Source organism: Mumia quercus (assembly GCF_025506335.1).
GTDB lineage: Bacteria > Actinomycetota > Actinomycetes > Propionibacteriales > Nocardioidaceae > Mumia > Mumia quercus.
Genome location: NZ_JANZYO010000006.1, coordinates 1 through 16,434, shown reverse-complemented (window position 1 = coordinate 16,434; position 16,434 = coordinate 1). Strand labels below are relative to the sequence as shown.

Genomic DNA, 16,434 nt, shown 5'->3' with positions numbered 1-16,434 from the left:
CCTAACGTCCGATTCCGTCCCGCACCCCGGCACGGGACCGTGGCAGACGGGAGAGGAGGCGGCGGACGAGGAGGGCGGCGCAGGCGACGGCGAGCGCCAGGCCGCCCCACCGGTACCAGGGGTGCGCGTGGGCGTCGCGGTCGAGCCTCTCAGCCGTGTCGTCGGTGTCGAGGAAACGAGACCACCCGTCTGGGTCGTAGATCACCGGCGCGGTGGACCCGGTCGCGGGGAGGTCCGCGGCGTCGCGGGCGCAGACGTCGCTGGTGAACGACGAGGACCCGGCGTCACGCGTCGCGAAGGTGTACACCGCGCAGTGCACGGTCACCATCGTCCGCCGCGAGGCCTGCTGGCGCTCCCGGGAGCCGGTCATCGTCCCGGTCACCTGCACGCCGTCGCCGGCACGCAGCCGGGCGAGCTCCTCGGCGTCCTCTCCTGCCGTGTTGCCCGTGAGGCCGCTGAGCCAGAAGACCAGGGCTCCGAGGAGGCCGAGCACCACGACCGTCCCGTACCCGCCCCTCGCGCGGGAGGGGCGACTCACTGGCCGAAGCGGCGCTCGCGCTCGGCGTACGACCGGATGGCGCGGAGGAAGTCCACGCGCCGGAAGGCCGGCCAGAGCGCTTCGCAGAAGTAGAACTCGCTGTGCACGCTCTGCCACAGGAGGAAACCGGAGAGCCGCTGCTCGCCCGAGGTGCGGATGACGAGGTCGGGGTCGGGCTGACCCTTGGTGTAGAGGTGGTCGGCGATGTGCTCGACGTCGAGGACCTCGGCGACCTCGTCGATCGTCCGCCCCTGCTCGGACTGCTCGCGCAGCAGCGAGCGTACGGCGTCGGCGAGCTCTTGGCGCCCGCCGTAGCCGACGCACAGGTTGACCTCCATGCCGTCGACGTCGCTGGTGGAGGCGACCGCGTCCTGGAGGGAGCCGGCGAGGTCCTCGGGGAGCAGGTCGAGGTTGCCGATGAGGCGCACGTGCCACCGGCGCGACGCTGTGAGCTGGTCGACGAGGTTGCCGATCACGCCCAGGAGGGCGCGGATCTCGGGCTCAGGGCGCTGGAGGTTGTCGGTCGACAGGAGCCAGAGGGTGACGACCTTGACGTCGAGGTCGTCGCACCAGCCGAGGAACTCGATGATCTTGTCGGCACCCGCCTGGTAGCCGGCGGTGACGTCCCCGCCCGTGCCCTTGGCCCACCGCCGGTTGCCGTCCACGATGACGCCGACGTGAGCCGGGACCTGGTCCGGGCGCAGGCTGCCGAGCAGCTGACGCTCGTAGACCGAGTAGAGCAGGTCGCGTACCGACACCGATGGTCCTCCCGTGAGGAGTGTTACCTACGCACGCGTAGGTTCGTTCGTTAGGGTCGTGGTGTGAGCAGGAACGAAGCGACCCCCCCAGCTTCCTTCGACGTCGGCGATCGTATCCGGGACGCCGTGGTCGAGATCAAGCCTAGACTGCGTGGCTGGCTCCACGCGGCCACCTGGCCCTTGGCTCTCGCTGCCTTCGTGGTGCTCCTGGTGCTCGCGCCGAGCACCCGGTCGCGCGCGGGCGTGGCGGTCTACATGATCAGCGCGCTGCTCCTCTTCGGCGTCAGCGCGGTCTACCACGTCGGCCGTTGGGGCCCTCGCGCCGAGGTGCTGCTGAAGCGCTTCGACCACGCCAACATCTTCTTGCTCATCGCCGGCTCCTACACGCCGTTCGCGCTGATCCTCCTCGAGCCCCGCGACGCCGCTTGGCTCCTCACGCTCGTCTGGGTCGGCGCGATCGGCGGCGTGGCGTTCCGGGTGTTCTGGGTGCACGCTCCGCGCTGGCTGTACACGCCGATCTACGTGGTGCTCGGCTGGGCGGCGCTCCTCTGGCTCGACGAGTTCGCTGCCGCGGCGTCGACGGCCGTCCTCGTGCTGATCATCGTGGGCGGGTCGCTCTACTCGCTCGGTGCGGTCGTGTACGGGCTGCGCTACCCCAACCCGTTCCCCCGGTGGTTCGGCTTCCACGAGGTGTTCCACACGCTGACGATCGCCGCGTTCGTCGTGCACTACGTCGGCATCTCGCTCGCGGTGTACGCCGGCTGACCCCGACCGCCTAGCCTGGGGGGATGACGCACCCCATCGGCCTTCCCCCGCTACGGCCGCTGACGCGTGCCGACCTCGATGCGCTTCCCGAAGACGGGCACCGGTACGAGCTCATCGACGGCTCTCTCATCGTGACGCCGGCGCCCTCGCCCGAGCACCAGGACGCGGTCCTCGAGCTCACCGTCCTCCTCCGGTCGGCGTGCCCGCCGGAGATGAAGGTCTTCGTCTCCCCTCTCGACGTCGTCCTCGCCGAGGACTCGGTGGTCCGGCCGGACGTCGTGGTCGCGAACCGTGCCGACGTCGACGGTCGTGTCCTCGGCGCGCCGCCGCTACTCGCCGTCGAGGTGGTCTCGCCCAGCACCCGCAGCATCGATCTGCTCCTCAAGAAGTCGCGCTACGAGTTCGCCGGCACGGCGTCGTACTGGGTGATCGACCCCGAGCCGTACGAGCGGTCGCTGATCTGCTGGGACCTCGAGGACGGCGAGTACGTGGAGGTGGCGCGCGTGGCCGGTGACACGACGGTCGAGCTCACCCGGCCGTTCCCGATCTCGCTGTCGCCCGCCAGCGTGCTCAGCTGACGCGACGGCCTACGCCTGGAGGTCGACCGGGTCGGTGACCGGGCGCTCGCAGGCGAAGCCGCGGCACACGTAGGCCGCCGGCTGACCGTCCACCAGGTCCTTGGCCTCGAACAGCGGCAGGGGCGTCCCCACGGGTCCCGCGACCACCACGGCTCCGGGTGAGGGCAGCGACAGCGCCGCCCGGTGCAGCCGGTCGGCTGCCCCGCCTTCCCCCACGACCGCGATCTCGAGGGGTCCCGCGAGGAGCGCCTCGGCGACGGCGAGGACCCAGCCGGCGAAGCGCGGGGAGCCGGTCGCGAGCGCGGACGCCGAGCGCACGGCCTCCTCGGCCGCCGAGCGGTAGCGGTCGTCCCCGGTGAGTGCGGCGGCGGAGAGGAAGGCGGCGGCGGCCGACGACGTCCCCGACGGCGTCGCGTTGTCGGCGAGGTCGCGGGGCCGGACGACGAGCGCCTGCGCGTCGTCCGCGGTGTCGTAGAAGCCGCGCCCTTCCGTGGGATCCGCGTCCGGGGCGACACGGAAGTGCGCGAGCACGAGGTCGAGCAGCGCGCGCGCCCGCTCCAGCCACACGGCGTCGCCGGTGACCCCGAGCACGGCGAGGTACGCCTCGGCGACGCAGCCGTAGTCCTCGAGCACGCCCGCGTTGGCCGACGGGACACCGTCGCGCGACGTCCGGACGAGGCGTCCGTCTTCCCCGGTGTGCGTGGTGGCGAGCAACGTCGCTGCGACGACCGCCGCGTCGCGGTACTCGGGCTCGTCGAGCAGCACGCCCGCCTCGGCCAGCGCCGTCACGGCGAGACCGTTCCACGCCGCGACGACCTTCTCGTCGCGTGCCGGAGCCGTACGCTCGGCGCGCCGCGCGGTCGCCAGACGCGCACGGACGTCGGCCCACCGAGAGAGGTCGTCGGGGTCCTCGCGCAGCTGGGCCGTCGACGCCCCGTGCTCGAAGGTGCCGTCGGCGGTGACGCCGAGCAGCTGCGCCGCCCACGTCCCGTCCGCCTCGCCGAGGACCTGGACGAGCTGCCCCGGGGTCCACACGTAGTACGCGCCCTCGACGCCGTCGGTGTCGGCGTCCAGCGCCGACGCGAACCCGCCCTCGGCCGTCGCGAGCTCCGTGAGGAGGAAGTCCGCCGTCTCGTGGACGACGCGTAGCGCCAGCTCGGAGCCGGTCTGACGCCACAGGTGGAGGTAGACGCGCAGCAGGAGCGCGTTGTCGTACAGCATCTTCTCGAAGTGCGGCACGACCCAGCCGGCGTCGACGCTGTAGCGCGCGAAGCCGCCCCCGACCTGGTCGTACATCCCGCCGCGGGCCATCGCCTCGGCGGTGTGCTCGACCATCGCGAGCGCGCCCGTCGAGCCCGTGCGCGCGGCGTAGCGCAGCAGCAGCTCCAGGCACATCGACGGCGGGAACTTCGGGGCGGACCCGAATCCCCCGTTGGTCGCGTCGTACTGGCCGGCGAGGCCACGGACGGCCGTGTCGAGCGCGTCCGCGTCAAGGGCCGGGCCTGTGGCGTCCTCGAGCGCGCCGAGGTGCGCGACGACCTCGGTGCTGATCCGGTCGACGTCGCCGCGCCGCGTCGTCCACACGTTCGTGATGGCCTCGAGCACCTGCCGGAACGCGGGCATCCCGTGGCGCGGCTCAGGCGGGAAGTAGGTGCCCGCGAAGAAGGGGTCACCGCTGGGGGTGAGGACGACTGTCATCGGCCAGCCTCCCTGCCCCGTCATCGCGGTGGTCGCGCGCATATACACCGCGTCGACGTCGGGCCGCTCCTCGCGGTCAACCTTGACCGGGACGAAGTGCTCGTTGAGGTACGCCGCGGTCGCCTCGTCCTCGAAGGACTCGTGCGCCATCACGTGGCACCAGTGGCAGGCGGCGTACCCGACGCTCAGCAGCACCGGGACGTCACGCTCGGCCGCCAGCGCGAGGGCCTCCTCTCCCCACTCGTGCCAGTCGACGGGGTTGTCGGCGTGCTGCAGGAGGTACGGGGAGGTGGCGCGGCTGAGTCGGTTGGCCATGGCTCCACCGTAGGTCAGGCACGAACGGCACAAACCGAACAAGCAGGGAGATATCCGGCTACTGTCAGGAAGCGCGCCGCGGTCGTGGTCGCGCGAACGTCACGACCTAGGGGGAAGCCATGGCACTCGACACGCTGTTCGTCTTCGGAGCCAGCTACGACAACGAGGACGACGCCGTCGCCGACTACGACGCGGTCAAGGAGCTCTACCGGGAGACCGACCTCCTGGACACCTACGACGCCGCCGTCGTCTCCAAGCACGACGACGGCAAGGTCAAGATCGTCAAGAAGCACGAGCAGCCGACGCGCCACGGGGCGTGGGGCGGGCTCGGCATCGGGCTCGTGGGCGGCGCGCTCGTGGCGCTCTTCCCCGCGATCACGCTCGGTGGCGCCCTCATCGTCGGCGGGGTCGGCGGCAGCGCGCTCGGGGCGCTGGGCGGGCACGTGACGCGCGGCATGAGCCGGGGTGACCTCAAGGAGCTCGGCGAGCTCCTCGACGACGGCCAGAGCGGGCTCGTCGTGGTCGCCGCGACCGACATGGAGGCGCGTGTCGAGGAAGCCCTCCGGCGGGCCGAGAAGCTCACCAAGAAGGAGCTGCGTGCCGACGAGAAGGCCATCGAGGCCGACGTCGACGCGGCGAGCTCGTCGTAGGGCCGAGCCGTTCGCGGGGCTGACCGCGGGAGGTGGCACGATGCCCGGATGACGAACGTGAAGGGCAAGGGCGGACAGGCGGGCCGCGAGGTTCGCAACAGCAAGGCGCTCGAGGTCGGAGCGCGCGTCGGGCTCGTCGCGTACGGGGTGGTGCACCTCCTGGTCGCGTGGCTCGCCCTCCAGGTCGCCTGGAGCGGCACCGAGAAGGACGCGAGCCAGTCCGGCGCGCTGTCGATGATCGCCGAGAACGGCGCCGGCAAGGCGCTGCTGTGGGTCACGGCCGTCGGTTTCGCGGCGCTCGTGCTCTGGCAGCTGGCCGATGCGATCTGGGGCTTCCGCGACAAGGACGGCGGCGCGCGGACGCTCAAGCGCGTGATGGCCGCGGGCAAGGCGGTCCTGTACGCCGCGCTGGCGGTCGTCGCTGCACGGCAGGCGACGGGCTCGTCGGGCGGGTCGGGCGGCTCAGGGGGTTCGGGTGGCAAGGAGGAGACGCTGACCGCGCGGGTGATGAGCGCTCCGGGCGGCACGTGGCTCGTGGGCCTCGCGGGGCTCGGGATCCTCGCCGTCGCGGGCTACCAGGTCTACCGCGGCGTGAGCCGGTCCTTCGAGCACGACCTCACCTCGTCGGCGACCAGCGGGACGAGCGGGTCGGCCATCGTGCGGCTGGGTCAGGTCGGCTACGTCGCGAAGGGTGTCGCGCTGGGCATCATCGGCGTGCTCGTCGTCCTCGCGGCGTTCAACCACGACCCGGACAAGGCCGGCGGGCTCGACGACGCGCTGCGCACCCTCCGGGACCAGCCGTTCGGCCCGTACCTGCTCACGCTCGTCGCGGTCGGTCTCGCGGCCTTCGGGGCGTACTGCTTCGGCTGGGCACGCTACGTCAAGCGCCGCTGAACCCTAGGCTGCCGGCATGGACTCGAGCGACTGGGACCGCCGCTACACCGAGCAGCCGCGCCCGTTCGGTGCCGTCGCGAACGCCACCCTGGTGGCCGAGCTCGTGACGCTCCCGGCGGGACGCGCCGTCGACCTCGCGTGCGGCGACGGGCGGCACGCCGCCTGGCTCGCTGCCCGGGGGTGGCGGGTCGACGCCGTCGACTTCTCGGCCGTGGCCATCGCCGAGGCGGAGCGCGGCTGGCCGGCGGCCGGGGACTCGGTGCACTGGCAGGTCGGCGACGCCCTCACCTGGGAGCCGGACGAGCGGGTCGACCTCGTGCTCGTCGCCTACCTGCAGACCGAGCAGCTTCCGCTCGTCCTCGAGCGGGCTCGGACGTGGCTGCGCCCGGCGGGGCGGATCGTCTACCTCGGCCACGCCCGCGACAACCTCGCGTACGGCGTGGGCGGCCCGCGCTCGCCCGACGTGCTGCCGACCGTGGCCTCGCTCGCCTCCGCGCTCGACGGCATGGAGGTGCTGTCGCTGCGCCACGTCGTCCGGGCGACGCCCGACGGCGACGCGTACGACGTGCTCGCCGTCGCGCGGGAGCTGCCCGCCTAGGTGGGGCGCCGCACGAGGGCGACGAGGCGGGCCGGGGCCTGGATGCAGTAGGAGTCGACCAAGAGCTCGGCGAGCTCGTCCCAGTCGGTGTCGTCGTCGAGCAGCATCCCGACGACGTTCTCGCCCCACTCCCCGCGGAAGTACGGCGGGCCGAGCCGCTCGAACGCCATCAGCTCGCCCGGGTCGGCGCGGAAGGTGATCCGGAACAACCCGTCCTCACCGCCGAAGACGTGCGCGATCGTCGCCGAACCGACCCTCCAGCACACGCCCACCCAGGCGTCGTGCTCGTCGCACGACGGGAGCGGCAGCAGGACGGCCCGCAGCCGCTCCAGCATCTCGATCGGAACATCGGGTCTCGCCACGAGACCAGCCTGGCGTACGGCACTGACACGGCCGGGCGGCGTCACGACTAGATTGGGCACCGTGCACGACACTCCCTCACGCCCCGCCGGGCTCGGCGTCCGGCTCTGGTTCGGGGCGATGGCAGCGCTCGGCGCGTGGGCGACGGTCGGGCTGGCCGTCATGGTCGCCTCGGAGGGCCGCAGCCTCGTCAACTTCTTCTCGTACTTCACCGTCCAGTCCAACCTGCTGGTCCTCGTGACGGCCGTCGTCATCGCGGTGCGCGGGCAGGTCGGCGAGTGGTGGGAGCCGGTGTACCTGGCGGGTCTGGTCGGCATCACGATCACGGGCGCGGTCTACCACCTGCTGCTCGCCGGGCAGCAGACGCTGCACGGGATCGAGATCTGGTACGACCTGGTGCACCACACGCTGGTCCCGGCCGGCTCGCTGGTCGGGTTCTTCCTGCTCCGGCCACGGCTGAGCGACCGGGCGTGGTGGTTCCTGGCGTGGCCGGTCGGATGGGTCGCCTACACGCTCGTCCGCGGCGCCGTCGCCGACCCGCAGTTCCGCGGCCCGGAGGGGGAGCCTCCGCTCGCGGTCCCTTACGACTTCCTGGACGCCACGGCGTCCGGATGGGGCCCGGTGACGGTCACGCTCCTGCTGATCGCGCTCGTCGCCGTCGCCATCGCCGCCGCGGCGATCACCACGGGGCGCCGGATCGGCCGCTGAGCGACCGGTCGGGTCCGGCTCAGGCGTCCTCGTCGGGCGCCTTCGGCCCACGACGGGGGCGCTCGGTGGCCTCCTCGTCGAAGTCGACCTTCTTCATCTGGTGGGACATGCTGCGCATCAGGAAGAAGAGGCCCACGCACATCCCGAGGATGATCAGGAGCGCGACCCAGCCCGCAGGCTTGAAGTTGATCTGCTCCGCGGCGGCGAGCACGGCAGTCGACATGTCTCCAGCGTACGCCCGGCCCCACGCAGTCCGGTCAGCGCAGTCCGGTCAGCGCAGTCCGGCGAACAGGTCGTCCTCGGGGACGCTCGTCTCCACGAACGACCGTACGAGCTCGTAGTCCTCGGTCGGCCACGCCTCGGCCCGCACCTGCAGCGGCACGGCGAACCACTGGCCGTCCGGGTCGATCTGCGTCGCGTGCGCCCGCAGCGCGTCGTCGGCGACACTGAAGTAGTCGGCGCACGGCACGCGCGTCGTCAGGCGGGCCTCCTCCTCCGCAGGGTCGACCTTCCAGTCCTTCAGGCGCTCGGCGTAGATCGGCTCGAGCCCGTGCCGCACGAGGGCGGCGTCGACCGCCTCGGCCCGCGCCCGCGACCAGCCGCGGTGGTAGTAGAGCTTCTGGGGCTGCCACGGCTCGCCGAGCTCGGGGTACGCGTCGGCGTCACCGGCCTTCTCGAAGGCGTACACGCTGATCTTGTGGCACATGATGTGGTCGGGGTGGGGGTAGCCGCCGTTCTCGTCGTACGTGGTGACGACGTGCGGGCGGAAGCTGCGCATGAGCGCGATCAGCGGCTTCGCGGCCTCCTCGACGGGGACCAGGGCGAAGCACCCCTCGGGCAGCGGCGGCGGCGGGTCGCCCTCCGGCCAGCCGGAGTCGACGAACCCGAGCCAGTCCTGCTTGATCCCGAGGATCTCGCGGGCACGGTCCATCTCCTCGCGCCGGATGTCGCCGATCAGCTCGGGGTTCTCGAGGATGCCGGGGTGGTCGAAGCTCGGGTTGAGGATGGAGCCGCGCTCCCCTCCCGTACACGTCGCGACGTGGACGTCGACCCCCTCTGCGACGTACTTCGCCGTCGATGCGGCGCCCTTGCTCGACTCGTCGTCGGGATGCGCGTGGACGTGCATCAGGCGCAGCTTCTCCGCCACAGCTGGACTCCTCCGGTCGGTCACGTGGGTCACTCGGTCACAATGGTGTCATGCCCACCGTCGAACCCGACCTGACCGCCAGCCGGTACGGACGCCGCCGCCGCGGACTGAGCCGCCGGGCCTGGACGGTCATCGCCGTGGTCGGGGTGACGCTCGGGGTGATCGCCGCCTGGATCGTCGCACAGCAGCAGACCAAGGACTCGTTCCAGGCCGACGTGGTGGCCTTCGACGTGCTCTCCGACCACGAGGCCTCCGTGACCCTCCGGGTGCTCCACTCCTCCGGCGAGCCGGCCGAGTGCGACGTCGCCGCACAGGCGCAGGACCACTCGTACGTCGGGGAGTCGACGATCGAGGTCCCCCGCACAGACAGCGCCGAGACCGCGGTGACCGACGTCGTCGCGACGGAGCGGCGCGCGGTGACCGTGATCGTGCTGGGGTGCCGACTCGCCGACTGAGGCGTCGGCGCCTTGGCCCTGGGCCGCAAGGTTGCTAGGCTCGGTCTTTCCGGCCCCAGGCGTGATGTCTGGGGTTTGTTACATCCGAGGAGCTATCCCCATGACGACGCCCAACGAAGAGAAGAACACGATCTGGCTCACCCAGGAGGCGTACGACCGTCTGCAGGCCGAGCTGGACCATCTTCGCGGGCCCGCGCGCACGGAGATCGCCACGAAGATCGCGGAGGCCCGCGACGAGGGCGACCTCCGTGAGAACGGCGGCTACCACGCTGCTCGTGAGGAGCAGGGCAAGGCCGAGGCCCGGATCCGCCAGCTGGAGGACATGCTGCGCCGCGCCGAGGTGGGCGAGGCGCCCGCCGACGACGGGCTCGTCGAGCCCGGCATGGTCGTGACGATCACCTTCGCCGGTGACGACGACACCGAGACGTTCCTGCTCGGCTCGCGCGAGATGCTCGGCCTGGACGCGTCGGTCGACATCGAGGTGTACTCGCCGCAGTCCCCGCTCGGGGCGGCGATCAACGGCAAGAAGGCCGGCGACAGCGCGACGTACGCCGCTCCCAACGGGCGCGACGTCACCGTCAAGATCGTCGACGCCAAGCCCTACGTCGGCTGACGACCACTCTTCCTGTGCCCGCCGTCCTCCGGGGCGGCGGGCACAGTCGCGTCCCGGTCAGGTGTAGGTGATGACGTACCCGTGGTCGCGCAGCATCTGCTCCACCGCGAACCGGTGCTCCGGACCGCGGGTCTCCACGCTCAGCGTCACCTCGACCTCGTCGATAGCCAGGGTCGACGCGGTCCGTTCGTGGACGACGTCGAGGACGCTGACAGCCATCTCGGCGAGGATCCTCAGGAGCTCGTCGAGGGACCCCGGGCGGTCGGAGATCCGGACCCGGAACGACAGGAACCGTCCCGCGGCCGCGAGGCCGTGACGCACCACGTTCATGAGGAGCAGCGGGTCGATGTTGCCGCCGCTCAGGACGCTGACGACCGGACCGGGGTCCCCCGCGAACACGTCAGGGTGCTCCAGGAGCGCCGCGACGCCCGCGGCACCCGCCGGCTCCACGACCAGCTTCGCGCGCTCGAGGAGCATGAGGAGCGCCTGGCTCAACGACTCCTCCGTGACGGTCACCACCTGGTCGACGTGCCGCGCGATCTCCTCGTACGGGACGTCGCCCGGGCGTGACACGGCGATGCCGTCGGCCATCGTGCGCTGCGCCTCGACGGAGGTGGGACGCCCGGAGCGCAGCGACAGCGGGTACGGGGCGACCCGCTCGGACTGCACGCCCACCACCCGGATGTCGGGGTTGATCGCCCGTGCGGCGAGCGCGACCCCCGCGACGAGTCCGCCGCCGCCGACGGGGATGACCAGGGTCGTGGCGTCCGGGACCTGCTCCAGGACCTCGAGGCCCAGGGTGCCCTGGCCGGCCACGATGTCGGGATGGTCGAACGGATGGATGAGCACGGCCCCGACGCGCTCGGCGTACGCGTGCGCGGCCTCGAGGGCGGACTCGACCGAGGTGCCGGCGAGCTCGATCCTCGCCCCGTACTCGCGCGTCGCCGCCAGCTTGGGCAGCGGTGCCCCCTCGGGCATGAACACGGTCGCGCTGGTCCCCAGGAGCGAGGCGGCGAGGGCGACGCCCTGGGCATGGTTGCCGGCGCTTGCCGCGACGACCCCCCGTGCCCGCTCCTCGGCGGAGAGGCGCGAGATGCGGACGTACGCGCCTCGGATCTTGAACGAACCGGCGCGTTGGAGGTTCTCGCACTTGAGCACCACCGGCCGGCTGATCAGCGCGCTGAGGGCGCGGGAGGGTTCGACCGGGGTGCGGACGGCGACACCGGCGAGGATCTTCTCGGCGGCGCGCACGTCGTCCAGGGTGACGGGCATGACTCCACCCTAGGCACGAAAGGCGGCAGCCGACGGCCCGGTCCGGGTGCGAGCCAGGCGGTCAGTCAGGCACGGGGGGAGCTGCGCCGCCCTCGCGCGCCGCACGCTTGGCGTCCGCCTGGTCGGCGAGGTAGCGGACGATCGCGTTGACGCAGGCCGTGATCGGCACGGCCAGGAGGGCGCCGACGATCCCGGCAACCGTGACGCCGGCGGCGATCGCCAGGATGATCGCCAGCGGGTGCAGCTGGACGAGGTGGCCCATCAGGAACGGCTGGAGGATGTGCGCCTCGATCTGCTGCACCGCCACGACGCCGGCGAGCATGAAGATCGCCACCCACGGCCCCTGCGCCACCAGCGCGACGAGGACCGCGACGAGTCCGGACACGAAGGCACCGACGATCGGGACGAACGCGCCGAGGAACACCAGCGTCGCGATCGCCAGCACCAGCGGGACCCCGAGCAGCCAGGCGACGAGCGCGATGCCGATGGCGTCGACGAGCGCCACCAGCACGGTGGCCCGGACGAAGGCGGTCAGCGACCACCAGGCCACGCGGCCGGAGCGGTCGGCGTGCTCGCGCGCGTTGCGCGGGAACAGCCGGACGACCCAGTCCCAGATGCGCCCGCCTTGGTACAGGAAGAAGTACGTCGCGAAGAGGACGATGAAGAACCCGGCGAGCAGGTGCGTCACGGTGGTCCCGAGCTCGGTGACGCGGTTGACGATGCCGGAGCCGTTGCTGCCGTAGTCCTCGATGGTCTGGGTGACCCGGTCGATCCAGGAGTTGAGCTGGTCGTCGCTGAGGCCCAGCGGACCCGTGCGCGCCCAGTCCTGGATCTCCTGCAGCCCGTCGACGACCTTCGTCCTCAGGTCATCGAACTGCGTGGACACCTGCTGGCCGACGAGGGTGAGCATGCCGACGACGGCGCCGATCCCGAAGATCATCACCATCAGGGTCGCGACCGACCTCGGGAGGCGCAGTGCCTCGATGCGGTCGACGAACGGCCGCACGAGCGCCGAGATCAGGATCGCGATCGCGATCGGCACGGTGAGGCTAGAGAAGTAGCCGAGGAGCCACAGGATGCCGAGACCGGCGGCGGCGATGACGATGAGCCGCCATCCCCACGAGGCCGCGAGCGCGACCCCGTACGGGACGTTGGGCGGCGTGCCGTCGCCGGGCACCCCGACCACGGGGACGGCGTACGCGCTGGTGGTGGGGACGGGGTCGCCGAGCACACCGGAGCGCTCCTCGAGGTGCGTGAGGTCGCGACGCGCGTTCGCGCGCATGCGGGCGACGAGCTCGTCCAGCCGGCGGCGCGACCGGGCCCGCTCCTCGGCCTCCGGCGTCGCGTCCGGCTCGACCTCGGGCGCCGCGTCGTCGCGGCCGCCCTCGTCGGGTGCCGGGCCCTCGGGCCCCCCGTCCGCTCTCATCGGCCCAGCCGCTCGAATGCTCGCTCGAGGTCGGCGACCAGGTCGTCGGCGCTCTCGATGCCGACGCTGACGCGGACCAGGTCCGCAGGCACCTCCAGCGGGGAGCCGGCCGCCGACGCGTGCGTCATCCGCCCCGGGTGCTCGATCAGCGACTCCACACCACCGAGCGACTCGGCGAGCGTGAACAGCTCGGTGTGCTCGACGACGTCGAGGGCGGCTCGCTCTCCGGCTGCCATCCGGAACGAGACCATGCCGCCGAAGCGCTTCATCTGGCGCGCCGCGACGGCGTGGCCAGGGTGCTCGGAGAGTCCCGGGTAGATCACCTGCGCGACCTCGGGCCGGCTCTGCAGGAAGGCGACGACGGCCTCGGCGTTGTCGCTGTGACGCTCCATCCGCAGGGCGAGCGTCTTGAGCCCGCGCAGGACGAGCCAGGAGTCGAACGGTCCGGCGACCGCGCCCATGGAGTTCTGGTGGAACGCGATCGGCTCGGCGAGCGCCTCGTCACGTACGACCAGCGCACCGCCGACGACGTCGGAGTGGCCGCCTGCGTACTTCGTGGTGGAGTGCACGACGACGTCGGCGCCGTGGGCGAGCGGCTGCTGGAGGTACGACGACGCGAAGGTGTTGTCGACCACGAGGAGCGCGTCCGCGGCGTGCGCGATCTCGGCCAGCGCCGCGATGTCGGCGATGCCGAGGAGGGGGTTCGTCGGCGTCTCGACCCACACGATGCGCGTCTCGCCCGGCCGCACCGCCGCCCGGACCGCCTCGACGTCCGCGATCGGCACCGGGTCGTACCGAAGGCCCCAGCGCGCCTCGACCTTGTCGAACAGCCGGTACGTCCCGCCGTACGCGTCGTTCGGGATCACCACGTGGTCACCTGGGGCCGTGAGGGCGCGCAGGAGGGTGTCCTCGGCGGCGAGCCCGCTGGCGAACGCGAACCCGCGGGCACCACCCTCGAGGGAGGCCAGGCACTCCTCGAGGGCGGTCCGGGTGGGGTTGGCGCTGCGCGAGTACTCATAGCCTTCGCGCAGCCCTCCCACCCCGTCCTGCTTGTAGGTGCTGGTGGCATAGATGGCGGGCACGACCGCCCCGGTCCGGGGGTCGGGCTCCTGACCTGCGTGGATCGCACGCGTCTCGAATCCGAAGTCGCTCACACCCGCGAGCGTATCCGCATCTGCTTCACGCGACGCGCGTCGGCCGCGAGGTCAGGGAAGTCGGCGAACACGCCGTCGACGCCGAGGCGGAAGAACGTCCGCAGCTCGGCGATGAGATCGCCGTGCGCGTTCGGGTCGGTCCCGACCCGGAAGTCGGCCGGGAGGAACTGGTTCTCGGCCCGGAACGTCCACGCGTAGACGTCGAGCCCCGCCCGGTGGGCGTCGCGGACGACCGTCGTCGGCGCGGCGAGAGCGCCGGACGCGTCGCGCGGGACGAGCACGTTCTTCTCCGCACTGAGGATGTCGGCGTAGCGCGCGAGCGCCTTGAGACCGGTCGGCGTCACCATGTCGGCGTACGTCGTGGGGTCGCCGCCGACGACGTGGTCGTACGGGCGGCCGGTGGGGTTGACGTTCTGCGCGAGCGGGACGCGCAGGCGCTTCGACAGGGCCTTGAGGTTCGCCGTCTCGAAGGACTGGACCGTCACCGGCGAGCGGCGGTGGTTGAGCCCGCGCCTGTTCAGGATGCGCACGAGCGGGTCCTCGAGGTTCTTGCCGATCGTCTGGAAGTACGTGGGGTGCTTCGTCTCGGGCGCGACACCGATGACACGGCCGCGCCGGAGGCTCTCGCGCTTCGCGAGGTCGAGCACCTCCTCGAAGGTCGGCACCGCGAAGCGGCCGTCGTACGCGGTGTTGCCCGGACGCACGAGCGGCAGTCGCTCCTTCGCCCGTAGCGTCTTGAGCTCGGCGAGGGTGAAGTCCTCGGTGAACCAGCCCGTCACCGGACGTCCGTCGATCGTCTTCGTAGTGCGCCGGCCGGCGAGCTCCGGGTGGTCGGCGACGTCGGTCGTCCCGCCGATCTCGTTCTCGTGGCGGGCGACGAGGACACCGTCCTTGGTGATCACCAGGTCGGGCTCGATGACGTCGGCGCCCTGGCGGATCGCCAGCTCGTAGGCCGCGAGGGTGTGCTCCGGGCGGTAGCCCGACGCGCCACGGTGGGCGATGACGATCGGCGCCGGGGTGTGGGGACGAGCCTGCGGGTGGGCGTGCTTTCCGTCGGCCGACACCGCGGGAGCGACGGATACGAGCAACGGTCCGGCCACAGCAGCGGCCAGTGCGGTGACGAGGGTGCTGCGCAAGAGTCTCATGCCCCCATCGCAACGCAGCGGGGTGACCGATGCCTGTCGCACAGGCGTGCCCGGCGTGAACGGTGCGCGAACCGCGACAGGCGGACACTCGATCCATGGACGTGACGACGATGCGCGCGTGGCGGGTGACGACCCCCGGTCCGGTGGACGGAGCAGGCACCGCCCCGCCGCTGGCACTCTCGGAGGCGCCCGTTCCCGTCCCCGCGCCCGGCGAGCTGCTCGTCCGTGTCGAGGCGTGCGGTGTGTGCCGGACGGACCTGCACGTCACCGAGGGCGACCTCTCGGTCCACCACGACCACGTCGTGCCCGGCCACGAGGTGGTCGGACGCATCGCCGGGTACGGCCGCGCGGTCAGCGGGTGGGAGCAGGGCGAGCGCGTCGGCGTCGCATGGTTGCGGTCCACGTGCGGGCGCTGCCGGTGGTGCCTGCGGGGCACCGAGAACCTCTGCCCGTACGCCCGGTTCACGGGATGGGATGGCGACGGCGGCTACGCCGAGTACGTGACCGTCCCTGCGGACTACGCGTACCGGCTCCCCGACGACGTTCCAGCGGTCGACCTGGCTCCCCTGCTGTGCGCCGGCATCATCGGCTTCCGTGCGCTGCGCCGGGCGGCGCTCCCCGAGGGAGGGCGCCTCGGCCTGTACGGGTTCGGCGGGAGCGCCCACCTGTGTGCCCAGGTCGCGATCGGTGAAGGTGCGACTGTCCACGTCCTCACGCGCGAGCCCGCAGCCCAGCGGCTGGCGCTCGCGCTCGGGGCGGCGTCGGCCGGCGGTGCGTACGACGCCCCGCCTGAGCCCTTGGACGCCGCTGTGCTGTTCGCGCCGGTCGGCGACCTGGTCCCGGTCGCCCTGCGGGCACTGGACCGTGGAGGCATCTTGTCGATCGCCGGGATCCACCTCTCGGACGTCCCGCCGCTGACGTACGAGAGCGAGCTGTTCTACGAGAAGGAGATCCGTTCGGTCACCGCCAACACGCGCGACGACGGTCGGACCTTCCTCGCGCTGGCGGCACGCCACGGCGTCCGCGCGACCACCCATCCGTACCCGCTCGACCGCGCCGTCGAAGCCTTGCGCGACCTCAAGGCAGGGCGTTTCGACGGGGCCGCGGTGCTCGTGCCGTAGCGCCGTGGTGGCTGGTTGAGTAGCCCGACCCCCTGGCTGGTCGAGTAGCCCGACCCCCTGGCTGGTCGAGTAGTCCGAGCCCCTAGGTGGTCGAGTAGTCCGAGCCCCTAGGTGTGATGTCCAGGCAGGTTGGTCGAGGAACTGTGACGACACTGTCTGATGTCGTAGATGGGTGAAGGCCTCCCGGTGTGGAGTGGAGCTGTCTAAGGAACCGCTCCCCACCAAGGAGGCCTTCGTGT

At 71.9% G+C, this 16,434-nt stretch carries 19 protein-coding genes; 9 read left to right on the top strand and 10 right to left on the bottom strand.

Annotated features, from left to right (window positions below; genetic code table 11):
* Position 1: 1 nt before the first annotated feature.
* The gene (locus NYZ95_RS14680) at positions 2-538 is read right to left on the bottom strand and encodes a DUF3592 domain-containing protein (RefSeq protein WP_262852070.1); all 537 of its coding nucleotides are present in this window, start codon (positions 536-538) and stop codon (positions 2-4) included.
* Entirely contained in the window at positions 535-1,296 is a 762-nt protein-coding gene (locus NYZ95_RS14675) for an isoprenyl transferase (protein WP_262852069.1), read from the bottom strand. Before NYZ95_RS14675 ends, NYZ95_RS14680 begins: the two co-directional genes overlap by 4 nt.
* Positions 1,297-1,422: 126 nt before the next feature.
* Here NYZ95_RS14675 and trhA point away from each other — a divergent pair, with 126 nt between their 5' ends.
* Both trhA and NYZ95_RS14665 read left to right on the top strand, forming a co-directional pair.
* On the top strand, positions 1,423-2,061 hold the full coding sequence (gene trhA / locus NYZ95_RS14670) for a PAQR family membrane homeostasis protein TrhA (protein ID WP_262852068.1): 639 nt from the start codon (positions 1,423-1,425) through the stop codon (positions 2,059-2,061).
* A gap of 23 nt (positions 2,062-2,084) precedes the next feature.
* Complete coding sequence (locus tag NYZ95_RS14665; protein WP_262852067.1) at positions 2,085-2,639, top strand: Uma2 family endonuclease; 555 nt, start codon at positions 2,085-2,087, stop codon at positions 2,637-2,639.
* Positions 2,640-2,648: 9 nt separating this feature from the next.
* Here NYZ95_RS14665 and NYZ95_RS14660 read toward each other — a convergent pair whose 3' ends face one another.
* Positions 2,649-4,652 (bottom strand): thioredoxin domain-containing protein, encoded by a 2,004-nt coding sequence (locus tag NYZ95_RS14660; protein ID WP_262852066.1) that lies wholly within the window; start codon positions 4,650-4,652, stop codon positions 2,649-2,651.
* Between the two features lie 119 nt (positions 4,653-4,771).
* On the opposite strand from NYZ95_RS14660, the gene NYZ95_RS14655 reads away from it, so the two are divergent.
* Genes NYZ95_RS14655 through NYZ95_RS14645 form a run of 3 tightly spaced genes read left to right on the top strand, consistent with a single transcriptional unit; the run spans position 4,772 to position 6,794 of the window.
* Positions 4,772-5,302 (top strand): DUF1269 domain-containing protein, encoded by a 531-nt coding sequence (locus NYZ95_RS14655; RefSeq protein WP_262852065.1) that lies wholly within the window; start codon positions 4,772-4,774, stop codon positions 5,300-5,302.
* Positions 5,303-5,350: 48 nt separating this feature from the next.
* The gene (locus tag NYZ95_RS14650; RefSeq protein WP_262852064.1) at positions 5,351-6,196 is read left to right on the top strand and encodes a DUF1206 domain-containing protein; all 846 of its coding nucleotides are present in this window, start codon (positions 5,351-5,353) and stop codon (positions 6,194-6,196) included.
* A 16-nt stretch (positions 6,197-6,212) separates the two neighbouring features.
* Positions 6,213-6,794, top strand: coding sequence for a class I SAM-dependent methyltransferase (locus NYZ95_RS14645; protein ID WP_262852063.1), 582 nt, complete (start codon positions 6,213-6,215; stop codon positions 6,792-6,794).
* Here the strand turns inward: NYZ95_RS14645 and NYZ95_RS14640 are convergent.
* The gene (locus NYZ95_RS14640; RefSeq protein WP_262852062.1) at positions 6,791-7,156 is read right to left on the bottom strand and encodes an MmcQ/YjbR family DNA-binding protein; all 366 of its coding nucleotides are present in this window, start codon (positions 7,154-7,156) and stop codon (positions 6,791-6,793) included. The genes NYZ95_RS14645 and NYZ95_RS14640 overlap by 4 nt on opposite strands.
* Before the next feature lie 61 nt (positions 7,157-7,217).
* Between NYZ95_RS14640 and NYZ95_RS14635 the strand changes: the two genes are divergently transcribed.
* Positions 7,218-7,862, top strand: coding sequence for a Pr6Pr family membrane protein (locus NYZ95_RS14635; RefSeq protein ID WP_262852061.1), 645 nt, complete (start codon positions 7,218-7,220; stop codon positions 7,860-7,862).
* Between the two features lie 19 nt (positions 7,863-7,881).
* On the opposite strand, the gene NYZ95_RS14630 is transcribed toward NYZ95_RS14635, so the two are convergent.
* Positions 7,882-8,085: a hypothetical protein gene (locus tag NYZ95_RS14630; protein ID WP_262852060.1), complete on the bottom strand. Its 204-nt coding sequence runs from the start codon at positions 8,083-8,085 to the stop codon at positions 7,882-7,884.
* A 48-nt stretch (positions 8,086-8,133) separates the two neighbouring features.
* A complete protein-coding gene (gene mca / locus NYZ95_RS14625) occupies positions 8,134-9,009 on the bottom strand; it encodes a mycothiol conjugate amidase Mca (RefSeq protein ID WP_262852059.1) in 876 nt (291 codons plus the stop codon).
* 50 nt (positions 9,010-9,059) lie between these two features.
* On the opposite strand from mca, the gene NYZ95_RS14620 reads away from it, so the two are divergent.
* A complete protein-coding gene (locus NYZ95_RS14620; protein WP_262852058.1) occupies positions 9,060-9,464 on the top strand; it encodes a DUF4307 domain-containing protein in 405 nt (134 codons plus the stop codon).
* A gap of 100 nt (positions 9,465-9,564) precedes the next feature.
* Positions 9,565-10,077, top strand: coding sequence for a transcription elongation factor GreA (gene greA, locus NYZ95_RS14615; RefSeq protein WP_262852057.1), 513 nt, complete (start codon positions 9,565-9,567; stop codon positions 10,075-10,077).
* A 57-nt stretch (positions 10,078-10,134) separates the two neighbouring features.
* On the opposite strand, the gene ilvA is transcribed toward greA, so the two are convergent.
* The 4 genes from ilvA to NYZ95_RS14595 all read right to left on the bottom strand — a co-directional run bounded on the left by ilvA (position 10,135) and on the right by NYZ95_RS14595 (position 15,074).
* Positions 10,135-11,349 carry a threonine ammonia-lyase gene (gene ilvA, locus NYZ95_RS14610; RefSeq protein WP_262852056.1) on the bottom strand — a complete coding sequence of 405 codons (1,215 nt, stop codon included), beginning with the start codon at positions 11,347-11,349 and terminating at the stop codon, positions 10,135-10,137.
* A 61-nt stretch (positions 11,350-11,410) separates the two neighbouring features.
* Positions 11,411-12,775 (bottom strand): AI-2E family transporter, encoded by a 1,365-nt coding sequence (locus tag NYZ95_RS14605; protein WP_262852055.1) that lies wholly within the window; start codon positions 12,773-12,775, stop codon positions 11,411-11,413.
* Positions 12,772-13,929: a cystathionine gamma-synthase gene (locus NYZ95_RS14600; RefSeq protein ID WP_262852054.1), complete on the bottom strand. Its 1,158-nt coding sequence runs from the start codon at positions 13,927-13,929 to the stop codon at positions 12,772-12,774. Before NYZ95_RS14600 ends, NYZ95_RS14605 begins: the two co-directional genes overlap by 4 nt.
* Positions 13,926-15,074: a glycerophosphodiester phosphodiesterase gene (locus NYZ95_RS14595; protein WP_262852053.1), complete on the bottom strand. Its 1,149-nt coding sequence runs from the start codon at positions 15,072-15,074 to the stop codon at positions 13,926-13,928. The genes NYZ95_RS14600 and NYZ95_RS14595 overlap by 4 nt, the downstream gene beginning before the upstream one ends.
* A gap of 95 nt (positions 15,075-15,169) precedes the next feature.
* On the opposite strand from NYZ95_RS14595, the gene NYZ95_RS14590 reads away from it, so the two are divergent.
* Positions 15,170-16,195, top strand: coding sequence for a zinc-binding alcohol dehydrogenase family protein (locus tag NYZ95_RS14590; RefSeq protein ID WP_262852052.1), 1,026 nt, complete (start codon positions 15,170-15,172; stop codon positions 16,193-16,195).
* The last annotated feature ends 239 nt before the right edge of the window (positions 16,196-16,434 follow it).

Bases quoted from the DNA above. Each gene is read 5' to 3' on its own strand.
- NYZ95_RS14645 (WP_262852063.1), top strand. From the start codon at position 6,213: ATGGACTCGAGCGACTGGGACCGCCGCTACACCGAGCAGCCGCGCCCG.
- greA (WP_262852057.1), top strand. From the start codon at position 9,565: ATGACGACGCCCAACGAAGAGAAGAACACGATCTGGCTCACCCAGGAG.
- NYZ95_RS14655 (WP_262852065.1), top strand. From the start codon at position 4,772: ATGGCACTCGACACGCTGTTCGTCTTCGGAGCCAGCTACGACAACGAG.
- NYZ95_RS14590 (WP_262852052.1), top strand. From the start codon at position 15,170: ATGGACGTGACGACGATGCGCGCGTGGCGGGTGACGACCCCCGGTCCG.
- NYZ95_RS14660 (WP_262852066.1), bottom strand. From the start codon at position 4,652: ATGGCCAACCGACTCAGCCGCGCCACCTCCCCGTACCTCCTGCAGCAC.
- NYZ95_RS14620 (WP_262852058.1), top strand. From the start codon at position 9,060: ATGCCCACCGTCGAACCCGACCTGACCGCCAGCCGGTACGGACGCCGC.
- NYZ95_RS14665 (WP_262852067.1), top strand. From the start codon at position 2,085: ATGACGCACCCCATCGGCCTTCCCCCGCTACGGCCGCTGACGCGTGCC.
- NYZ95_RS14630 (WP_262852060.1), bottom strand. From the start codon at position 8,085: ATGTCGACTGCCGTGCTCGCCGCCGCGGAGCAGATCAACTTCAAGCCT.
- NYZ95_RS14595 (WP_262852053.1), bottom strand. From the start codon at position 15,074: ATGAGACTCTTGCGCAGCACCCTCGTCACCGCACTGGCCGCTGCTGTG.
- ilvA (WP_262852056.1), bottom strand. From the start codon at position 11,349: ATGCCCGTCACCCTGGACGACGTGCGCGCCGCCGAGAAGATCCTCGCC.
- NYZ95_RS14605 (WP_262852055.1), bottom strand. From the start codon at position 12,775: ATGAGAGCGGACGGGGGGCCCGAGGGCCCGGCACCCGACGAGGGCGGC.
- NYZ95_RS14650 (WP_262852064.1), top strand. From the start codon at position 5,351: ATGACGAACGTGAAGGGCAAGGGCGGACAGGCGGGCCGCGAGGTTCGC.